Source organism: Methylobacterium trifolii, assembly GCF_022179685.1.
Lineage (GTDB): Bacteria > Pseudomonadota > Alphaproteobacteria > Rhizobiales > Beijerinckiaceae > Methylobacterium > Methylobacterium trifolii.
The window spans coordinates 1-15244 of record NZ_BPRB01000177.1 but is presented as its reverse complement, the minus strand read 5'-3'; the positions used below and the strand labels follow the sequence as shown (position 1 = coordinate 15244).

General features: G+C 63.9%; 15 protein-coding genes and 1 pseudogene. 9 read left to right on the top strand and 7 right to left on the bottom strand.

The window, feature by feature from the left end:
• Positions 1 to 622: LysR family transcriptional regulator (locus COGEMETH_RS15815; RefSeq protein WP_238183564.1), on the bottom strand; the 622-nt coding region annotated here is incomplete at its 3' end.
• Positions 623 to 722: 100 nt separating this feature from the next.
• On the bottom strand, positions 723 to 1148 hold the full coding sequence (locus COGEMETH_RS15810; RefSeq protein ID WP_283215001.1) for a cytochrome P460 family protein: 426 nt from the start codon (positions 1146 to 1148) through the stop codon (positions 723 to 725).
• Here COGEMETH_RS15810 and COGEMETH_RS15805 point away from each other — a divergent pair.
• Positions 1148 to 1621: a GNAT family N-acetyltransferase gene (locus tag COGEMETH_RS15805; RefSeq protein ID WP_238183562.1), complete on the top strand. Its 474-nt coding sequence runs from the start codon at positions 1148 to 1150 to the stop codon at positions 1619 to 1621. The two genes, COGEMETH_RS15810 and COGEMETH_RS15805, sit on opposite strands and share 1 nt — an antisense overlap.
• A 22-nt stretch (positions 1622 to 1643) precedes the next feature.
• Here COGEMETH_RS15805 and COGEMETH_RS15800 read toward each other — a convergent pair whose 3' ends face one another.
• The gene (locus COGEMETH_RS15800; protein ID WP_238183561.1) at positions 1644 to 2090 is read right to left on the bottom strand and encodes a hypothetical protein; all 447 of its coding nucleotides are present in this window, start codon (positions 2088 to 2090) and stop codon (positions 1644 to 1646) included.
• A 65-nt stretch (positions 2091 to 2155) separates the two neighbouring features.
• Here COGEMETH_RS15800 and COGEMETH_RS15795 point away from each other — a divergent pair, with 65 nt between their 5' ends.
• The gene (locus tag COGEMETH_RS15795; RefSeq protein ID WP_283215000.1) at positions 2156 to 2551 is read left to right on the top strand and encodes an SDR family oxidoreductase; all 396 of its coding nucleotides are present in this window, start codon (positions 2156 to 2158) and stop codon (positions 2549 to 2551) included.
• Between the two features lie 94 nt (positions 2552 to 2645).
• On the opposite strand, the gene COGEMETH_RS15790 is transcribed toward COGEMETH_RS15795, so the two are convergent.
• A complete protein-coding gene (locus COGEMETH_RS15790; protein ID WP_238183559.1) occupies positions 2646 to 3119 on the bottom strand; it encodes a MarR family winged helix-turn-helix transcriptional regulator in 474 nt (157 codons plus the stop codon).
• Positions 3120 to 3341: 222 nt separating this feature from the next.
• Between COGEMETH_RS15790 and COGEMETH_RS15785 the strand changes: the two genes are divergently transcribed.
• From COGEMETH_RS15785 to COGEMETH_RS15755, 7 genes and pseudogenes are all read left to right on the top strand, one after another.
• The gene (locus COGEMETH_RS15785; protein ID WP_238183558.1) at positions 3342 to 4745 is read left to right on the top strand and encodes an MATE family efflux transporter; all 1404 of its coding nucleotides are present in this window, start codon (positions 3342 to 3344) and stop codon (positions 4743 to 4745) included.
• Positions 4746 to 4755: 10 nt separating this feature from the next.
• Entirely contained in the window at positions 4756 to 5202 is a 447-nt protein-coding gene (locus tag COGEMETH_RS15780) for a (2Fe-2S)-binding protein (protein ID WP_238183557.1), read from the top strand.
• Between the two features lie 13 nt (positions 5203 to 5215).
• Complete coding sequence (locus tag COGEMETH_RS15775; RefSeq protein WP_238183556.1) at positions 5216 to 7471, top strand: xanthine dehydrogenase family protein molybdopterin-binding subunit; 2256 nt, start codon at positions 5216 to 5218, stop codon at positions 7469 to 7471.
• Positions 7472 to 7765: 294 nt separating this feature from the next.
• A protein-coding gene (locus COGEMETH_RS15770; RefSeq protein WP_238183555.1) for an IS630 family transposase occupies positions 7766 to 8727 on the top strand; the annotation gives its coding sequence in 2 pieces (ribosomal slippage) (positions 7766 to 8114 and positions 8114 to 8727; 963 coding nt in all).
• Between the two features lie 345 nt (positions 8728 to 9072).
• The gene (locus COGEMETH_RS15765; RefSeq protein ID WP_238183554.1) at positions 9073 to 9540 is read left to right on the top strand and encodes a helix-turn-helix domain-containing protein; all 468 of its coding nucleotides are present in this window, start codon (positions 9073 to 9075) and stop codon (positions 9538 to 9540) included.
• Between the two features lie 457 nt (positions 9541 to 9997).
• Positions 9998 to 10499: pseudogene (locus COGEMETH_RS25945) on the top strand (IS66 family transposase); the annotation flags it as partial.
• Between the two features lie 437 nt (positions 10500 to 10936).
• On the top strand, positions 10937 to 11269 hold the full coding sequence (locus COGEMETH_RS15755; protein ID WP_238183553.1) for a hypothetical protein: 333 nt from the start codon (positions 10937 to 10939) through the stop codon (positions 11267 to 11269).
• Positions 11270 to 11932: 663 nt separating this feature from the next.
• Here the strand turns inward: COGEMETH_RS15755 and COGEMETH_RS15750 are convergent.
• The 3 genes from COGEMETH_RS15750 to COGEMETH_RS15740 form a co-directional block, all read right to left on the bottom strand.
• Positions 11933 to 13048, bottom strand: coding sequence for an acyltransferase family protein (locus tag COGEMETH_RS15750; RefSeq protein ID WP_238183552.1), 1116 nt, complete (start codon positions 13046 to 13048; stop codon positions 11933 to 11935).
• A gap of 124 nt (positions 13049 to 13172) precedes the next feature.
• Positions 13173 to 14288 (bottom strand): CDP-glucose 4,6-dehydratase, encoded by a 1116-nt coding sequence (gene rfbG / locus COGEMETH_RS15745; protein WP_238183551.1) that lies wholly within the window; start codon positions 14286 to 14288, stop codon positions 13173 to 13175.
• Positions 14285 to 15244 (bottom strand): NAD-dependent epimerase/dehydratase family protein (locus tag COGEMETH_RS15740; protein WP_238183550.1); only part of this gene is annotated, 960 nt, incomplete at its 5' end. The genes rfbG and COGEMETH_RS15740, both read right to left, overlap by 4 nt.

Sequence of the window (15244 nt, the reverse complement as noted above, 5' to 3'; positions counted from 1 at the left end):
CGGCGCCGTGCCGAAAGCGCCAGTCTGGTTTCGCGGGAAAGCCCTCGAAGGTGACGAGGTCGTGGCCGGCGAGGTCATCCGGCTCGTGCGGCGTCCCACGCCGCGCGAGGTACTCGGGCGCGGCGCAGACGACGCGGCGGACAGAGCCGACCCGGGTCGCCACGAGCGCGCTATCATCAAGCGGGCCGATACGTAGCGCGACGTCGATGTGGTCCTCGACGAGGTTCATGTTGCGATCGGCCAGGAGCAGCCGGACCGCGATCTCCGGCTGAGCCGCAAGGAATGCGGTGACGATCGGCGTCATGTGGCGCCGACCGAAGACCGCGGGCGCGGTGACAGCCAGATCGCCCCGTGGCGCGCTGTACTCGCCTGCGGCGGCACGCTCGGCCTCTTGCACCTGCTCGAGGATGCGCCGAGCGGCTGCAATGTAGGCCTGCCCGGCTTCAGTGAGATCGATGCCACGGCTCGTGCGTGTCAGCAGGCGCGTGCGCAGATGCTGCTCAAGGTCTGCAACTCGGCGACTGACCGTCGTTAGCGGCAAGCGCAGCCGGCGCGCGCCGGCCGAGAGGCTGCCCTCCTCGACAACGGCAAGTAGCGTGGCCATGGCGTCGAACCGGTCCATCGCGCCTCCATTTGGAGCCAGTGTCCAACATCGCCTCAATAGCCTGATCTCGGGGTCCAAAGGCGGCCCGACCAAGCGGCGTCATCCAGCCTGCGCCCGCTCAGGGCGTGTAATGCGTGAAGACGAAGTCATCCTTTGTCGGCGCCCGGGCGTGGCAAGGGTAGCAAGTTTCCATCAGTGCCGCGCTTCGGTTGGGCTTGCCGTCCTCGAACTGGCCGAACCCCCAACCGCCCGTGTCGGCGTACCGCTGCGCGTCCTTGACACTGAACTGGGCGTTCGTAGGCGCGCCCGGGACGAAGGACTGGGCTTGACCAAAGATCGCGTTGTTTTCCTCCGACGGCACGTACTTGTAGGCAAGACGCGCGATCACTGCGCCGTCCGGAAAGGGACGCGTCCCGTCCCGGTAGGACTGGACGGCGATGTCGTTGCCGAGCACGGCGCGGATGTCGTTGAGGCTGCCAGCTTCGTGAGCCATGCTGATCAAACGCCAGTCGCGGTACCCGGGAGGGAGCTTGACACCGAAGATTGGAGAACCGTCGTCATCGACACCTCCAGCGGCAGCCGGGAGCAGAAAAAGCGCGCACGCTGCTATTGCTGCGCATGGATGCTTCATTGCCATCGAACGGCTCCCTCTTATCGGCGACGTCAGCTTATCATAGAAATAAATATTCAGTAAATGAATTTCTTGTTTTTACGCTTTGGCGAGTAAAAATACAAGTGATCAATATGCGCTATGCGATCGAACGGTATTTTGGAGGCCGAGACGGCGAGGTGGCTGATCTCGTCTTGTCAATCCAGAACGGCGAAGCCGGCTTGACGCTCACGGTAGACGAGCAACCCGACCTCCTCGATATCAAGGCATCGTATGACCGGGGAGGCTTTTGGGTAGCGACACTCGACGGCAAGATCGTCGGAACGATTGGGCTACTCCGCTATGCCAAGCGGGGTGCGCTGAAGAAATTCTTTGTGGCAAAAGACCATAAGGGGGGGGGTATCTGAACAAGCTTCGGCCTGAGTCGGATCACCGTCCGCAGCACCGCTTGAACTTCTCGTCGCTTCCCCAGAAGCATGGCTGGTGTTGGTGCATGCACTTCAGCCCGATCTTACGGATGACCAACGCCTTCGCATCCGAGAGGCACTGTAGCTCCACCGCGACGCGTACCGGCACGCTGACCTCGCCGATACCCGGGATCGCCGCCCGGATCCGGTTCTCCGGAGCGGCCAGCGCGAAAACAGCTGACCCACGAGCGGAGCGGTCACCAGCGGCATGCGGTGGCTCGCGCCCCACTGTCTCAGCGTCGAAGTCGTACGTCGTCGTGTCGTCCGGCAGAAACACCCGCCTCGTCTCGCCGTCCGGCGCGGGCGTGACATCGATCCAGGCCGCGTCGCCCGGCGGCGCATAGACCGCGCGGTGCTTCGCCTCGACGAAGATGCTTGGCCATTCCCAGATCGACCACCCGGACTGCACGCGCCCGCCGCGCGCCTCGCCCTCACGTCAGGCGTTGCCGGAACATTCCAGCGCCTCCGCCCCGGGTGAGGGAACGATCCAAATTTAGCGGGGACGCCCACCTCCTTGGCAGCGGCTGCAGCATCGTCTTTACGAGCTCCGTCGTCGCGAACACCGTCGTGCCGAACCTCGCGGCCTACGCGGCCACGAGGGGCGCCATCGACACCTTGGTGAAACACCTCGCCGCCGCGCTCGGCGGGCGCGGCATCCGTGTCAACGCAGTCGCACCGGGCATCATCGACACCGACATGTCGCACTTCGCCAGGACCGAGGAAGGACAGGCATACATCTTCAGAATACAGGCCCTGCACCGCATCGGCCAGACCGACGACGTGGGCGGGGTGTTCGCGTTCCTCGCCTCGGACGCGGCGCGTTGGGTTACCGGGGATACCGTGCGGGTCGACGGTGGGTCCAAGCTTTGAAGCGGTTCAGCGACGGGAATCTGGATCCCGCCCGGGAAGCGAGGCGGATGATCGCCGCCGCACCGTCATCCCAGACGGCCACGGATCCACTTGCTCACCGAGTGCCGGTCCCCATCTCCGCCCCGGCAGCATTGAATGCGTCCTGGAATTCCGGCGATGTCAGGATTCGCAACTCGGATTTGAGTGCGACGGCTCGCTCCATGCCGAAGACCGCTTCGAAACGATCCTGGGCTCCGCGCCACAGCTGCGCCGTCTCGCCGAGCTTGGCCTCTCCCTTCTCGGTCAACGTGATGCGTCGGGCGCGACGATCCCGCGGATCGGGCGCGAGTCGAAGATAACCGTCCCGCGTCAGCGGCTTCAGTGTGTGACTGAGGCCGGACAGGTCCATGACCGCCCGTTCGGCGAGTTCCCGCATCGTCGGCGAGCCCATCTTCCGAACCGTCGCGAGCAACCCATGCTGCGTGGCGCGCAGCCCGCTCGGCGCGAGGGCGTCGTCGTAGAGCTGGCCGATCCGGCGCATGGCCTGTCGCAGGACGGCGTTGCTGCAGGTGCTCGGGTCGTTGGTCATGGCCGCGTCCTATCGCGATCGCGCAGCGGGGTACACGGGCCGCCCCGAACGAGCGCTGCAAATACTCGACGGACCCTCGGCGGCCGGATTGACCCGTCTCGCCAAGAAAGTGCATATGCAAGTTCCGTAAGCTTGTATATGCATCCATATGAGCCCGGTGCCGGTGCCATGCCATCGCGGCATTGCCGCGTGGCCGGCCCCCATCGCCGTCGAGGTCACACGATGGACGCGCGTACACGAGCCCTGCTGCACGACCCGGTCCTGCCGACGCTGCTGCGCCTGGCCGCCCCGAACGTGCTGATGTCGGTGGTGCAGGCCTCGGTCGGCCTGATCGAGACCTATTTCGTGGCCGAGCTCGGCACCGACGCGCTCGCTGGCATGGCCCTGGTCTTCCCGATCCTGATGTTCGTGCAGATGGTCTCCGCCGGTGCTGTCGGCGGCGGGATGCTCTCGGCGATCTCGCGCGCGCTTGGCGGCGGTCGCCAGGACGAAGCGAACCGCTTGGTATGGCATGCGGTGGCCATCGCGGTGGCCCTCGGCGTCCTCACCACGGCGTCGGCGCTGGCGTTCGGACCGGCCCTGTTCCGGGCGATGGGCGGCACGGGTGGTTCCCTCGATGCCGCAACGACCTATTCCGCAATCGTGTTCTCGGGCGCGTTGCTGGTTTGGCTGTTCAATGCGCTGGCCGCTGTGATCCGGGGGACCGGCAACATGAGCTTGCCGGCCACTGTGACGTGCGGGGGAGCGGTCGCGCTCGTCCCGCTATCGCCGGCCCTGATCTTCGGCTGGGGGCCGATCCCGAACCTCGGGATCGTCGGCGGCGGCGTCGCGGTGCTGGCCTATTACGCGGTTGGGGTGGCGATCTTCGCACTCTACCTCTGGTCGGGGCGCGGCGTGCTTCGGCCGCCCCTGCGCCCATCGGTGCTGTCCGGTGCAGCGCTCGGCGCAATCCTCAAGGTCGGCGTGGTCTCGGCGCTGGTCACCGTTACAACCAATGTCACGATCGCGACGGCGACCGGTCTCGTCGGATTGCAGGGACCGGGAGCGGTCGCCGGCTACGGCACCGGCGTGCGCCTCGAATATCTCCTGGTCCCGATCGTGTTCGGCTTCGGCGCTCCGCTTTCAGCCATGGTCGGCACGGCGGCGGGTGCCGGCGACGTCGATCGCGCGCGACGCGCGGCCTGGATCGGGGCGATCATCTCGGGATGCGTCACGGAGGTGCTGGGCATCGCCGCAGCCCTGGCACCGGATGCGTGGCTGCGCCTGTTCGGCGACGATGCCGCGATGCTGGCGACGGGGGAGGCGTACCTGCGCATCGTCGGCCCCTTCTACGGCTTCTTCGGCTTCGGGCTGGCCCTGTACTTTGCCGCGCAGGGCGCCGGCCGCGTCGGCTGGCCTCTTGCCGCCGGCATCCTTCGCGTCCTCGTTTCTCTCGGCGGCGGCATCCTCGCGCTTCGCCTGGGCTGGGGGACGGAAGGCCTCTTCCTCGCCCTCGGGCTCGGTTTGGCGGCGATGGGCCTGGGCAACGCCGCGTCGCTGGCCTTCGGCGCCTGGCTGCCTCCGCATCCTGCCCCGCGGCCCGTCATTGTCCGGGCCGACGACTACCCAGCCACGGCGAAATCCTAGGAGGCGCACCATGCAGACGCTTACGATCAACGGCTCGCGGCACGACGTGGATGTCGAGGGCGACACCCCCCTGCTCTTCGTCCTGCGCGACACACTGGGCCTCACCGGCACGAAGTACGGGTGCGGCATCGGGCAGTGCGGGGCCTGCACCGTGATCCTCGACGGGCAGGCGACGCGCTCGTGCCAGATCCCGGCCGAGAGCATCGGCGATGCCAAGATCACGACGATCGAGGCGATCGGGCAGGACGCGGTCGGCAAGCGGGTGGTCGAGGCCTGGGTCGGCGTGCAGGTGCCGCAATGCGGTTACTGCCAGTCCGGCCAGGTCATGGCCGCCACCGCCCTCCTGCAGCAAAACCCGAGGCCCAGCGACGACGACATCGGACAGGCGATGACGAACCTGTGCCGGTGCGGGACCTACAACGCCATCGCCGCCGCCGTGCGGCAGGCTGCGGCTTGAGGAGCGACGCGCCATGAACGATCTCACCCCCCTTCGTCGCGCCCACGCAACGTCCGCCGCGAGCCAGGAGCCGGTACGCAACCTCTCCCGCCGCGGCTTCCTCGGCGCGGCGAGCGGCGCCCTGATCCTCGGCATCGGCCTGCCCGTGGACCCCGCCCTCGCCCAGGCGGAAGGTGCTGCGGCCATCGCCCCGAAGCCCGGCACGCGGGTCGCCGCGTTCCTCGAAATCCGATCGGACGGCACGGTCAAGCTCCTGAGTCCCTTCGTCGAGGGTGGCCAGGGCATCAACACCGGTCTCGCCCAGACCATCGGCGAGGAACTCGACATCGACCCGAGCCGGTTCGTGGTTGAGTGCGCGCCGCCGGGCCCCGATTACGCCGTCGTCAACGGCCTGCGTCTGACCGGTGGCAGCTTCTCGACCCGCTCGAGCTACGCTGTCATGCGCCGCCTCGGCGCTACGGCCCGGGAGATGCTGCTGCGCGCGGCCGCCGCCCGCCTCGACGTGAAGCAGGAGACGCTCGCCACCAATGACGGCCGGGTGGTGCACAAGGCCTCGAACCGCAGTCTCGGCTACGGCGAACTGGCCCAGGCCGCTCTCGCCCTGCTGCCGCGCGAGGACCTGCCGCTCAAGGACCCCAAGGACTTCCGCTACATCGGCAAGCCGATGGCCCGCCTCGACATGCGCGACAAGTCGACGGGCAAGGCCACCTACGCCATCGACCTCAAGGTCGAAGGCATGCTCCACGCCGCCGTGCGGCACGCGCCGCATCTCGGGACCGAACCGGAGGCCCTGGCCAACGAGGCGGCGGTTAAGGCGATGCCGGGGGTCGACTCCGTCCACCGCCTGCCCGGCGCCGTGGCGGTGGTCGCCGACAGCTGGTGGCGGGCCCGCAAGGCGGTCGAGGCCCTCGACGTCACCTGGGCGAAGCCCGCCGCCGACGGCCTCGCCACCGTCTCTGGCACGTTCTCGTCGGCCGCCATGCTGGCGGCCCTCAAGGCCACGCGCGAGCCCGGATTGTCGGCCGAGGCGGAGGGGGACGTCGCCGGAGCGTTCGCCAAGGCAGGTCGCGTGGTCGAGGCGGAATACGACGCGCCCTACCTCGCCCATGCGCAGTTGGAGCCACCCTCGTCCATTGCACGCTTCAATGGGGACGGGACCCTCGACGTCTGGCTGCCGAACCAGATGCCGGAGCTGTTCCAGTCCGTGGCCGCGAAGGTCGCCGGGCTCCAGCCCGACGCGGTGCGCATTCACTCGCCGATGCTCGGCGGGTTCTTCGGACGCCACTTCTACTACGGCTCATCCAATCCGTTTCCGCAGGCGATCCTGCTCGCCAAGGCGACGGGCCGCCCGGTGCGGGTGCTGTGGTCGCGCGAGGAGGAGTTCGGCATGGATGCGGTCCGGCCCCTCGGCTTCGCCCGGTTCCGGGCCGCGCTCGGACCCGACGGGATGCCTCTGGCGATCCACACGACCGCCGTCGGCGAGGGACCGATCGGCCGCTGGTTCGGCTCGATCTTCAAGGCGCCGGTCGATTCCTCCGTGGTCGAGGGTCTCGACAAGAAGCCCTACGCGATCCCGAACCGGCGCCTCGACTACGTGAAGGTGGCGCATCCCGTCACGATCGCCTTCTGGCGCTCGGTCGGGCACTCCATGAACGACTTCTTCTACGAGAGCTTCCTCGACGAACTGGCTGATGCGGGGGCCAAGGACCCCTTTGCCCTGCGCATGGCGCTGCTCAAGGACAGCTTGCGCCACAAGACCCTGCTGCAGGCGGTGGCGGATCTCTCCGGCGGTTGGAAGCGCGGCCCGTTCCAGGCCGAGGACGGGACCAAGCGTGCGCGCGGCGTCTCCATGGCCTCGCCGTTCGGATCAGAGACAGCGACCATCGCGGAAGTCTCGCTGAAGGACGGCGAGGCACGGGTCCACGATCTCTGGATCGCCATCGATCCGGGCAGCGTGGTCAACCCGGCCATCGTCAAGCGGCAAGTCGAGGGCGCCGCGGCACTGGGGCTCTCCGCCACGCTGCTGGAACAGATCGTCTACGAGGGCGGGACGCGTCAGGCCCGCAACTACGACACCTACCCGATCCTCGACCGAGACCGGATGCCGCGCGTGCACGTGACGATCATCGAGAGCGGCGCGCCTATGGGAGGCATCGGCGAGCCGGGTCTTCCCGGCGTGCCCCCCGCCGTCGTCAACGCGGTCGCCGTCCTGACCGGCAGCCGCGTGCGCAGCCTGCCGCTCGCCAAGGAAAAGCTCTTGAGTGTGTAGCCCAGGGCGGGGGCCGTCGACGCCCGCTCATCGAGGCCGGGGATCGGCCGCCACAGGAACGCCCTATCATCGAACGGCGATGAGACGAGGCCGATGAATAGAACGCGCCAATCCAATCGGGCGGCGTGCTCCCATCCGACGAATATCGACGAGATCGACATACCGCCATCGAAGGAAGCCGATAGTGACCGTCTCGATGCAAGGCATCCAGCCTCCCTACAGCAAGCTAGAGCCGTTCCTGCGCGTTTTGCGACGGTTTTGCGGGTGATGCGTTGACGGGCGGAGGACTGTCCGATGCCGTCACCGTTGTCCGTTGATCTCCGCGAGCGTGTGGTGGCGGCTGTGGCTGAGGGTGCCTCCTGCCATCGGGCAGCGGCTCGCTTCGGGGTCAGCGTGTCGAGTGCCAGCCGCTGGTCGGAACGGTTCCGCCAGAAGGGTCAGGTCGGGGCCAAGCCGTCGGGCGGCGACCACGCCTCACACCGCATCGAGGCGCATGCCGACCTGATCCTGTCTACCTACGAGGATCAGCCGGAGATCTTCCTCCGCGAACTGCGTGACCGCTTGGCCGCGCATGGGGTGGGGGCCAGCACGAGCAGTCTGTGGCGGTTCTTCCGACGGCATCGGATCACCCGTAAAAAGGGGCGGTCCACGCAGCTGAGCAGGAACGACCGGACGTGAGGGCTGCCCGCCAGGACTGGTTCGAGGCGCAGCCCGACTTCGATCCCGACACCATGGTGTTCCTCGACGAGACCGCAACCGACACGAAGATGGCTCGCCGCTACGGCCGGGCCCCGCGCGGGGCACGCTGCCGGATGGCCGTACCGCACGGGCACTACAAAACTACCACCGTCACGGCCGCTTTGCGCACCAGCGGTCCCACAGCCATCGCCCTGTTCGATGGGGCCACCAACGGCGCGCGCTTCCGCGCTTATGTCACCGACACGCTGGTCCCGATGCTGAAGCCGGGCGATACCGTCATCCTCGACAAGCTAAACGTCCACAAGGTAGTCGGCGTGCGTGAGGCCATCGAGGCCGCCGGCGCACGGCTCGGCTACCTGCCCGCCTACAGCCCGGACCTCAATCCGATCGAGCAGACGTTGGCCAAGCTCAAGGCCCTGCTGCGCAGCGCGGCGGCCCGCACCGTCCCCGACCTTCAGGCAGAAATCTGCAAGGCGTTCGCCCGCTTCACGCCACAAGAATGCCGAAACTCCATCGCCGCCTCCGGCTACGAAGACGACTTGGCCGTGGCTACATGAGCGGGAACGGCTCTAATCGAGTGCAGACCCCAACTCTACCCTTGGACCAACTCGTGGGGACCGATCAGGCACGGTGACCGGTGGCCGAGTTGCGGTCTTAGGCATGGTTGGCTCCTCGCCACGCGACGCAGAGTGACCGACTTCAGGTGACGATCTGTTTGCTTGACGTCTTTGACAAAGGCGGGTACTGGAGCCCGCCGCGAAGCAAGCAATGTAGTTCAATTTGTTCGTGAGCGGTGAATTTTTGCATTGCATGGCTTTATCAATCAGGCTCATGGTGTTCCCGCGCCGGAGTCTAAATGTTCTCTTGTGAGGCGTCGCGTCACATACAACAAGAAGGCAATTATGAGTAAGCGGATGACCCGACCTGCTCGCTCGCCTGCGGAGACTCCAGCACCCGTAATAGCCGCGTCGGAAGGATTCGATAATAGTTTTGCCTCCGTACTTCGTGCGGCGATGCGTAATAAGGGATTGAGCGCAGCTGACCTTTCGCGCGCGATACAAAAAGAAATTCCAGCCTTTAGCCCAGGCAATATTTCACATTATCTTGCGGGTCGGAGTATTCCTCGGACGCAAGTGCTCAATGTAATTTCGCAAATGCTCGATGTTGGCTTACAAGAATACACGCTTATGGAACGCAAACTAAGCCGTATAAGTTACTCCGAGGAGACAGATTCTTTGGGGAATCTCTCAGCATTAAGTGTGTCGGATGCGGGAGACGGGCAAGCATTTGTTCAAATCAATCAAACCGTTCCGTGGTCGATTGCTATTGAGATCTTAAAAATATTTCGTGGAGAAAATGAAAAGTCATGAATCGCAAATTAGTCTTTTAAGCATATCAATGAATTGGCACTGTACTAAGCCATCTTTGAGCTTAGCAGATCGGGCGGATTGTTCTTTAGAGCGATATAATAAGTAATTTCGATTTTTTAACGCAAAATTCGGACGTATTACGTTCGCGTCATGATTAATATGCCCAATCTGAGCAGTAAGGGCATGCCAACAATGAGATAGGTTCTTAAAAACATTGTCGCATAGCACTTGTAATAATTGAATTTCAGCTGACAGCGCATCGCCGAATCAAAAAATTGATGGACGATCCATTGCTATGGCGGCGGAACGAGACCATGCTTGGGTCGTGCTGCCTTGACTGCAGATCGAAGTTTCGAAAGCCTACCGCCGGGTCTTCCAGTCGGCGCAAGTCGTTTTGCACACGGCCTCGCCGACATGGGGCGTCGTTGTATTGCGGGAGATGGTGGACGGCCACTGACCCGAAGTGTTGAGCTCGGACTCCTACACTGCCCACCAGTGCCATGCGGCCACGCATCAGACTTCACTCGCTCATCTCGCTCATCTCGCTCATCTCGCTCATCTCGCTCACGATATCGCCGACGTCGTCGAGGCCAGCGATGATGCCGTACTCTGGAGCCCGCAGCTTTGGCTGCGATTCGTGTTTGCCCTAGCTGAGCACATCAGCGATTTGGCCACCGCGACCCTGGCGACCTAGCGCCGGAGCCTGGATCGGCCGGGCTCGCGATCAGTTCCTCACCTTCGTCGCCCATCCCAGTCAGGTCGAGCCAACCGACAACGGCTCCGAGCGGTTGCTACAGCTGGCTGTGATCCAGAGAAAAAGAACCAACGGCTATCACGCGATGTGGGCCGCCAAGGGAGCGGCCGCCATCCGCACCGTTGTTGATACCGCACCCCGCACAGGCGGCACTCCCTTCAGCATCAGCCTCACGACCGTCGGCGCATGCACTCAGGCGACATAGGGGTGGGTGGTTACTCCTTGATCGCGCAAGCCCGTGTCAGGTGTTAGCGCAACAAACACGTCTAACAATCGGATTTTATTCCATAAGCGCATCCACTATAGGGAAGTTTTCGTTTCGCCAAATTATCACCGAAGTGCAAAAATTGACAGAGTTATGTTCGATATGGTACGCAATTTGCTAGATCAGAATACCTGAAAGATCTCAATTCGAGATTCGAAATCTTTGAAGCGCGGAAGCCTATTTGAGTAACAGTATACTACTGAATTCATTGTTCATATGATGCAGAGATAGACGGATGAAAAATGTATTAGAAAATCGAAAATAAAGATCTAATTGAACATGTATACATGGTAATATCTTAATAAGTTAAAAAAGTTTAAGCAAATGGAGGAAGAATAGATTATGGCTGTAACATTCACAAACAGCCGGTTTTCTCCATGGAGGCCAGGGTTATGGAAGAAACTAGAAAATTTTTATCAGATACGGATGATGATGACTTTGGAGAATTTCGAATGACACTTCTTGAGTCGCGCGTTCGCGCACTTGAGCATATTATACATAGCTTACTGAGAGATCGTGTTGTTCAGGAAAAAGCTGATCACTGGCTCGATCTAGCGGACATTAGTCATAGTATCGTAACATGCACTTCAATTATCAATGGTCTTGGACGTGAGATCGCATCGGAGATTGATAAAAATCCAGATAAGCAGCTTTGGCAGACGGATCCAAGGAAAGAATTAATTAAGGTCGGGGTTCGACTGTCCGATTGAAGTACACATATAAAGTTTCTCGTTATAAAATTATTTTGTATTTCTTACTAACCAAATTATACTTAGTATTATAATGATAGTTTTAATTTTTGTGATCTTATTAACATGCGCTATATGATAATCAGTGGCTGACACGTCGCGACTGTGATCAATTTTCAAGGTCGAATCTTGGAACCAAAAACCGAGCACCTTGATACTCAAGAATTTTCTTGGATTCATGCCCGAATTTTGCCGCGCGAGCCAAATTTCGTCCAGTATAAATAGTATATGAATAAGAATATTATTTGCCTTCCAATGGCGCACGGCTTTGTCTGCCGATATGCCGGCGCCCCCTCCTTCGTAGGCTCGGCACCCATTAAGATTCGGCTCGGTCGCGGTCCACGATCTCCCACGGTGAGGTCGACTTCTGCGTAGTGGCCGATATTACTTTCAATACAGACGGCAGAAGCGCGGAGCGCGACAACGTGCTCGCTACTGTTTCCCGTCGGGTCGTCGAGCGCCGATGTCCATAGACCAAAGACGCGGCGATCGGTCTGGGGACCTACAATGATGCCAGCACAAGCTGCGCCTCGACCGCCGTAAATCTCATCTTCTCCATATAAGCCCAGCGCGTTGTTCGGATAAAACGATGCACTTTCGCTCTCTCAATATTCGACGTAGCTATCAGGATGCCGCCTCTGGCGCGACGGGGACAGCCGAACCGCGGCTCGCGCGCCGGGTTTTCGTCAGGGCTTGGAGATAGCGCGTCACTGGCCTCTCGATGGCGAGGTAGATCGCAATGCCGCCGACATGTGCCGCCACGACCAGGACCAAGACGCAGGTTGCCGCCCCGTGTGCCCCGATCGCCGTGAGCCAAATCTTCTCGACGGCGACGATGAGGATGAAGTGGAAGAGATAGATGCTGTAGGAGGCATCCCCCAGTAGGGACAACGTTTGCGTAGACCCGGCGCGTGTGCTCGGCGTGCCGAACAGGCAGACTACCACCACCGCGGTGACGGCGACGCGCAGTGGGATTTCCCAGATCAGCGACGGATGCGGGCCGTCACTGCTGGTGAGCACGATCGTGATGCTCGCCAGCGTTAGGGCCAGGACGACGGCAAAGGGGTGCCGCAGCCGGTTGGCGATGGGCGGCCCGTTCGGGCCGTAGATCAAGCCGATGACGACGCCGACGCCGAACATCAGGATGATCCGATCTGTGAGGAAAGCTGCCACCGTGGTCGGCACCGCGACGTCGGTCGGCGGCCTCACGAACCAGCCTGCTGCGACCAGGGCGACCAGGGCGACGAACAGTCCGCCGATGCCAATCCGCCGGGGCAGGAACACCGCCAGACCGAACATCACATAGAACAGCGCTTCGTAGTTGAGGGTCCAACCGACGCCGACGATCGGCCGCAACGCCTGACCCGGCTCCGTGACCTGAGGCAGGAAGAGCAGCGAATGGACGAGTTTCGACAAAGACGGGGCCCCGGAATGGCGCGCCCTCAGGGCGACTTCGACGGCGGTGGCCAACCAGTACAGCGGCACGATCCGGATCAATCGCCTGCGGGCGAACTCTGCCGCGCCCGCACGACTTCCGAAGAGGCTGGAGGACGTGTAGATCATGATGAATCCGCTGATCACGAAGAACGTGTCCACGGCCATCCATCCCAAGCTCTCGACCACGGTCAGGGCGGTCGTCGGAAATTGGGCCCACCGGTCGGTGCGGAGGATCGCATGCGCAAAGACGACGACCATCGTCGCCAGGGCGCGCAGGATATGCAGGTTGGCGATCTTGCTCATGGCTGTCCTCGCGTCCGAGCGCCGCCGAACTGCCGGGGTCACCGCGGCGGCGTTCAAGTCTCGGTGTTGGGCCCTGTTCCGTGACGCGCCGGCCGCGGCGTCATCCGAGACGGGGACGACCTGCTCACGCCGCGCTCTCGGCCATCACACCGCGCGCATCCCATTCCTGCATATACGCGGCGATCTGCGACCGGGTCGCCGCTTCCATGTCTTCGCCGGCCGCCCAGGCGCGGTACCAGCGCGCGCTCTGCGTGATGGCACGGGGCGCGTCCCACAAAGCCCGCCAGCCGATCGTCGCCTCCGCGAGGCCGGAATCGACCTGCAGCAGGGCCGCCTCCACGCCGGAGCTGTCCTCCTCGACCAAAACCTGCGTCCCGCTCGGCCCCCAGGCGGAGAGGAAGAGCGAGACGAGCTCGATCACGGGCAGCGGCCGGCGATCGGTCGGCCCGAAATTGATGCAGCGGGGCAGCGGCGAGCCGTCGAGAAGGCCGAGGCCGAGCGCCAGGTAGCCGCCGAGCGGCTCCAGCACGTGCTGCCAAGGCCGCACCGATCGCGGGTAGCGCAGGGTCACGTTCTCGCCGTTCGCGATCGCGCGCACGATGTCCGGTATGAGGCGGTTGGCCGCCCAGTCGCCGCCGCCGATCACGTTGCCGGCTCGTGCCGCCAGGACCCGCGGGACGTTCAGCGAGGCCGCGCCGCGGTGGAAGCTCGCATGGGTGTAGACCTCGGTGATGATCTCGGCTGCGGCCTTGCTCGCCCCGTAGGGCTCGTGGCCGCCGAGGGCGTCGTCCTCGGCATAGGGCGGCCCGATCGCGCGGTCGCGGTAGACCTTGTCGCTGGTGACGACGACGACGCCGAGCACGCCAGGCACGGAGCGGGCCGCCTCGAGCACGGTCAGCGTGCCGATCACGTTGGTCGTCACCGTCTCGTAGGGGTCGACCAGCGCCCGGCGCACGATCGGCTGTGCGGCGAGGTGGAAGATCAGATCGGGCCGCTCCTCGGCCACGACGGCCCGGACCGCCTCGCCGTCGCGGATGTCGGCGCGCCGGTCGCGCAGATGTGCGCCGACGCCGGCTAACATGAAGAGGCTCGGCTCCGTCGGCACTGCGTCGCTGACGCCGATCACCGTGGCTCCGAGCTCCGAGAGCCAGGTGCAGAGCCATGCGCCCTTGAAGCCGGTATGTCCGGTGACGAGGATGCGGCGTCCCTTGAAGGCACCCAATGCGCGCGTCGATCTCACCGTGTCGCCTCCTCTTGCGCGATCCCGCTCAGGCCATCGGCGAGGCTGATGCGCGGCTGCCAGTCCAAGACTCGCCTGATCTTCTCCGTCGAGGCGAATTGCACGGTGCTGTCCAGCGCCTCGTCGACGATGATATCTGCCGAAAGGCGCCCGCTCGCCGCACGGGCGAGCTGAGCCACGTCGAGATTCGTGTAGGCGCGCTCACCGGCCACGTTGAACACCTCGCCCCGTATGTCCGGCCGTCCGGCCTGCGCCACGAGGCGAAGGAGTGCGTCGACGGCGTCGTCTACATGGAGGTAGCTGCGCACCGAGCGGCCGTCTCGCAATCGGACCGGCCGATCGGTCGCGAAGGAACGCGTCAGGTCCGGAACCAGGCGCGCGTGGTTCGGATCGCCCGGCCCATAGATGTTGCCGAAGCGCACGATCACCGTCGGGAGGCCATAGGTCGCCGCGTAGCTACGCACCACGATCTCGCCGGCCGCCTTCGAGGCGGCGTAAGGCCCGAGCGGCGCGGTCGGGTCGCCCTCCCGGAAACCGCCGCCCGTCCCTGTCCCGTAGACCGCTTCCGTCGAGGCATGGATGAAGGCGGGCGGCTTCGCGAGGAGTCTCAGGGCGTCGAGCAGTTCCCAGAGGAAGGCCGTGTTCGCACGGAACGCTGCGGCGGGATCGGCCCGTGCGACGCTCACCTGCGAGCAGCCCGCCAGATTGACGACGGCGGTCGGTGCAAAGGCGCGGATACGAGCGGAGAGATCGGTCTCCTCTGCGATCCAGAGGTCGACTCCGTCCGCGAGGCAGAGGCGGGCGAAGAGGCCGTTCCCGGCCGGAGGGGAGCGGACGAGGCCGGCGACGGCGCATCTCTCCGCGAGAAGCCGCCGGCACAGCCACGCGCCGACGAAGCCGGCCGCCCCCGTTACGAGGACGCGCTCAGGCCGCGACGCCACGGATCGATCCAGTAG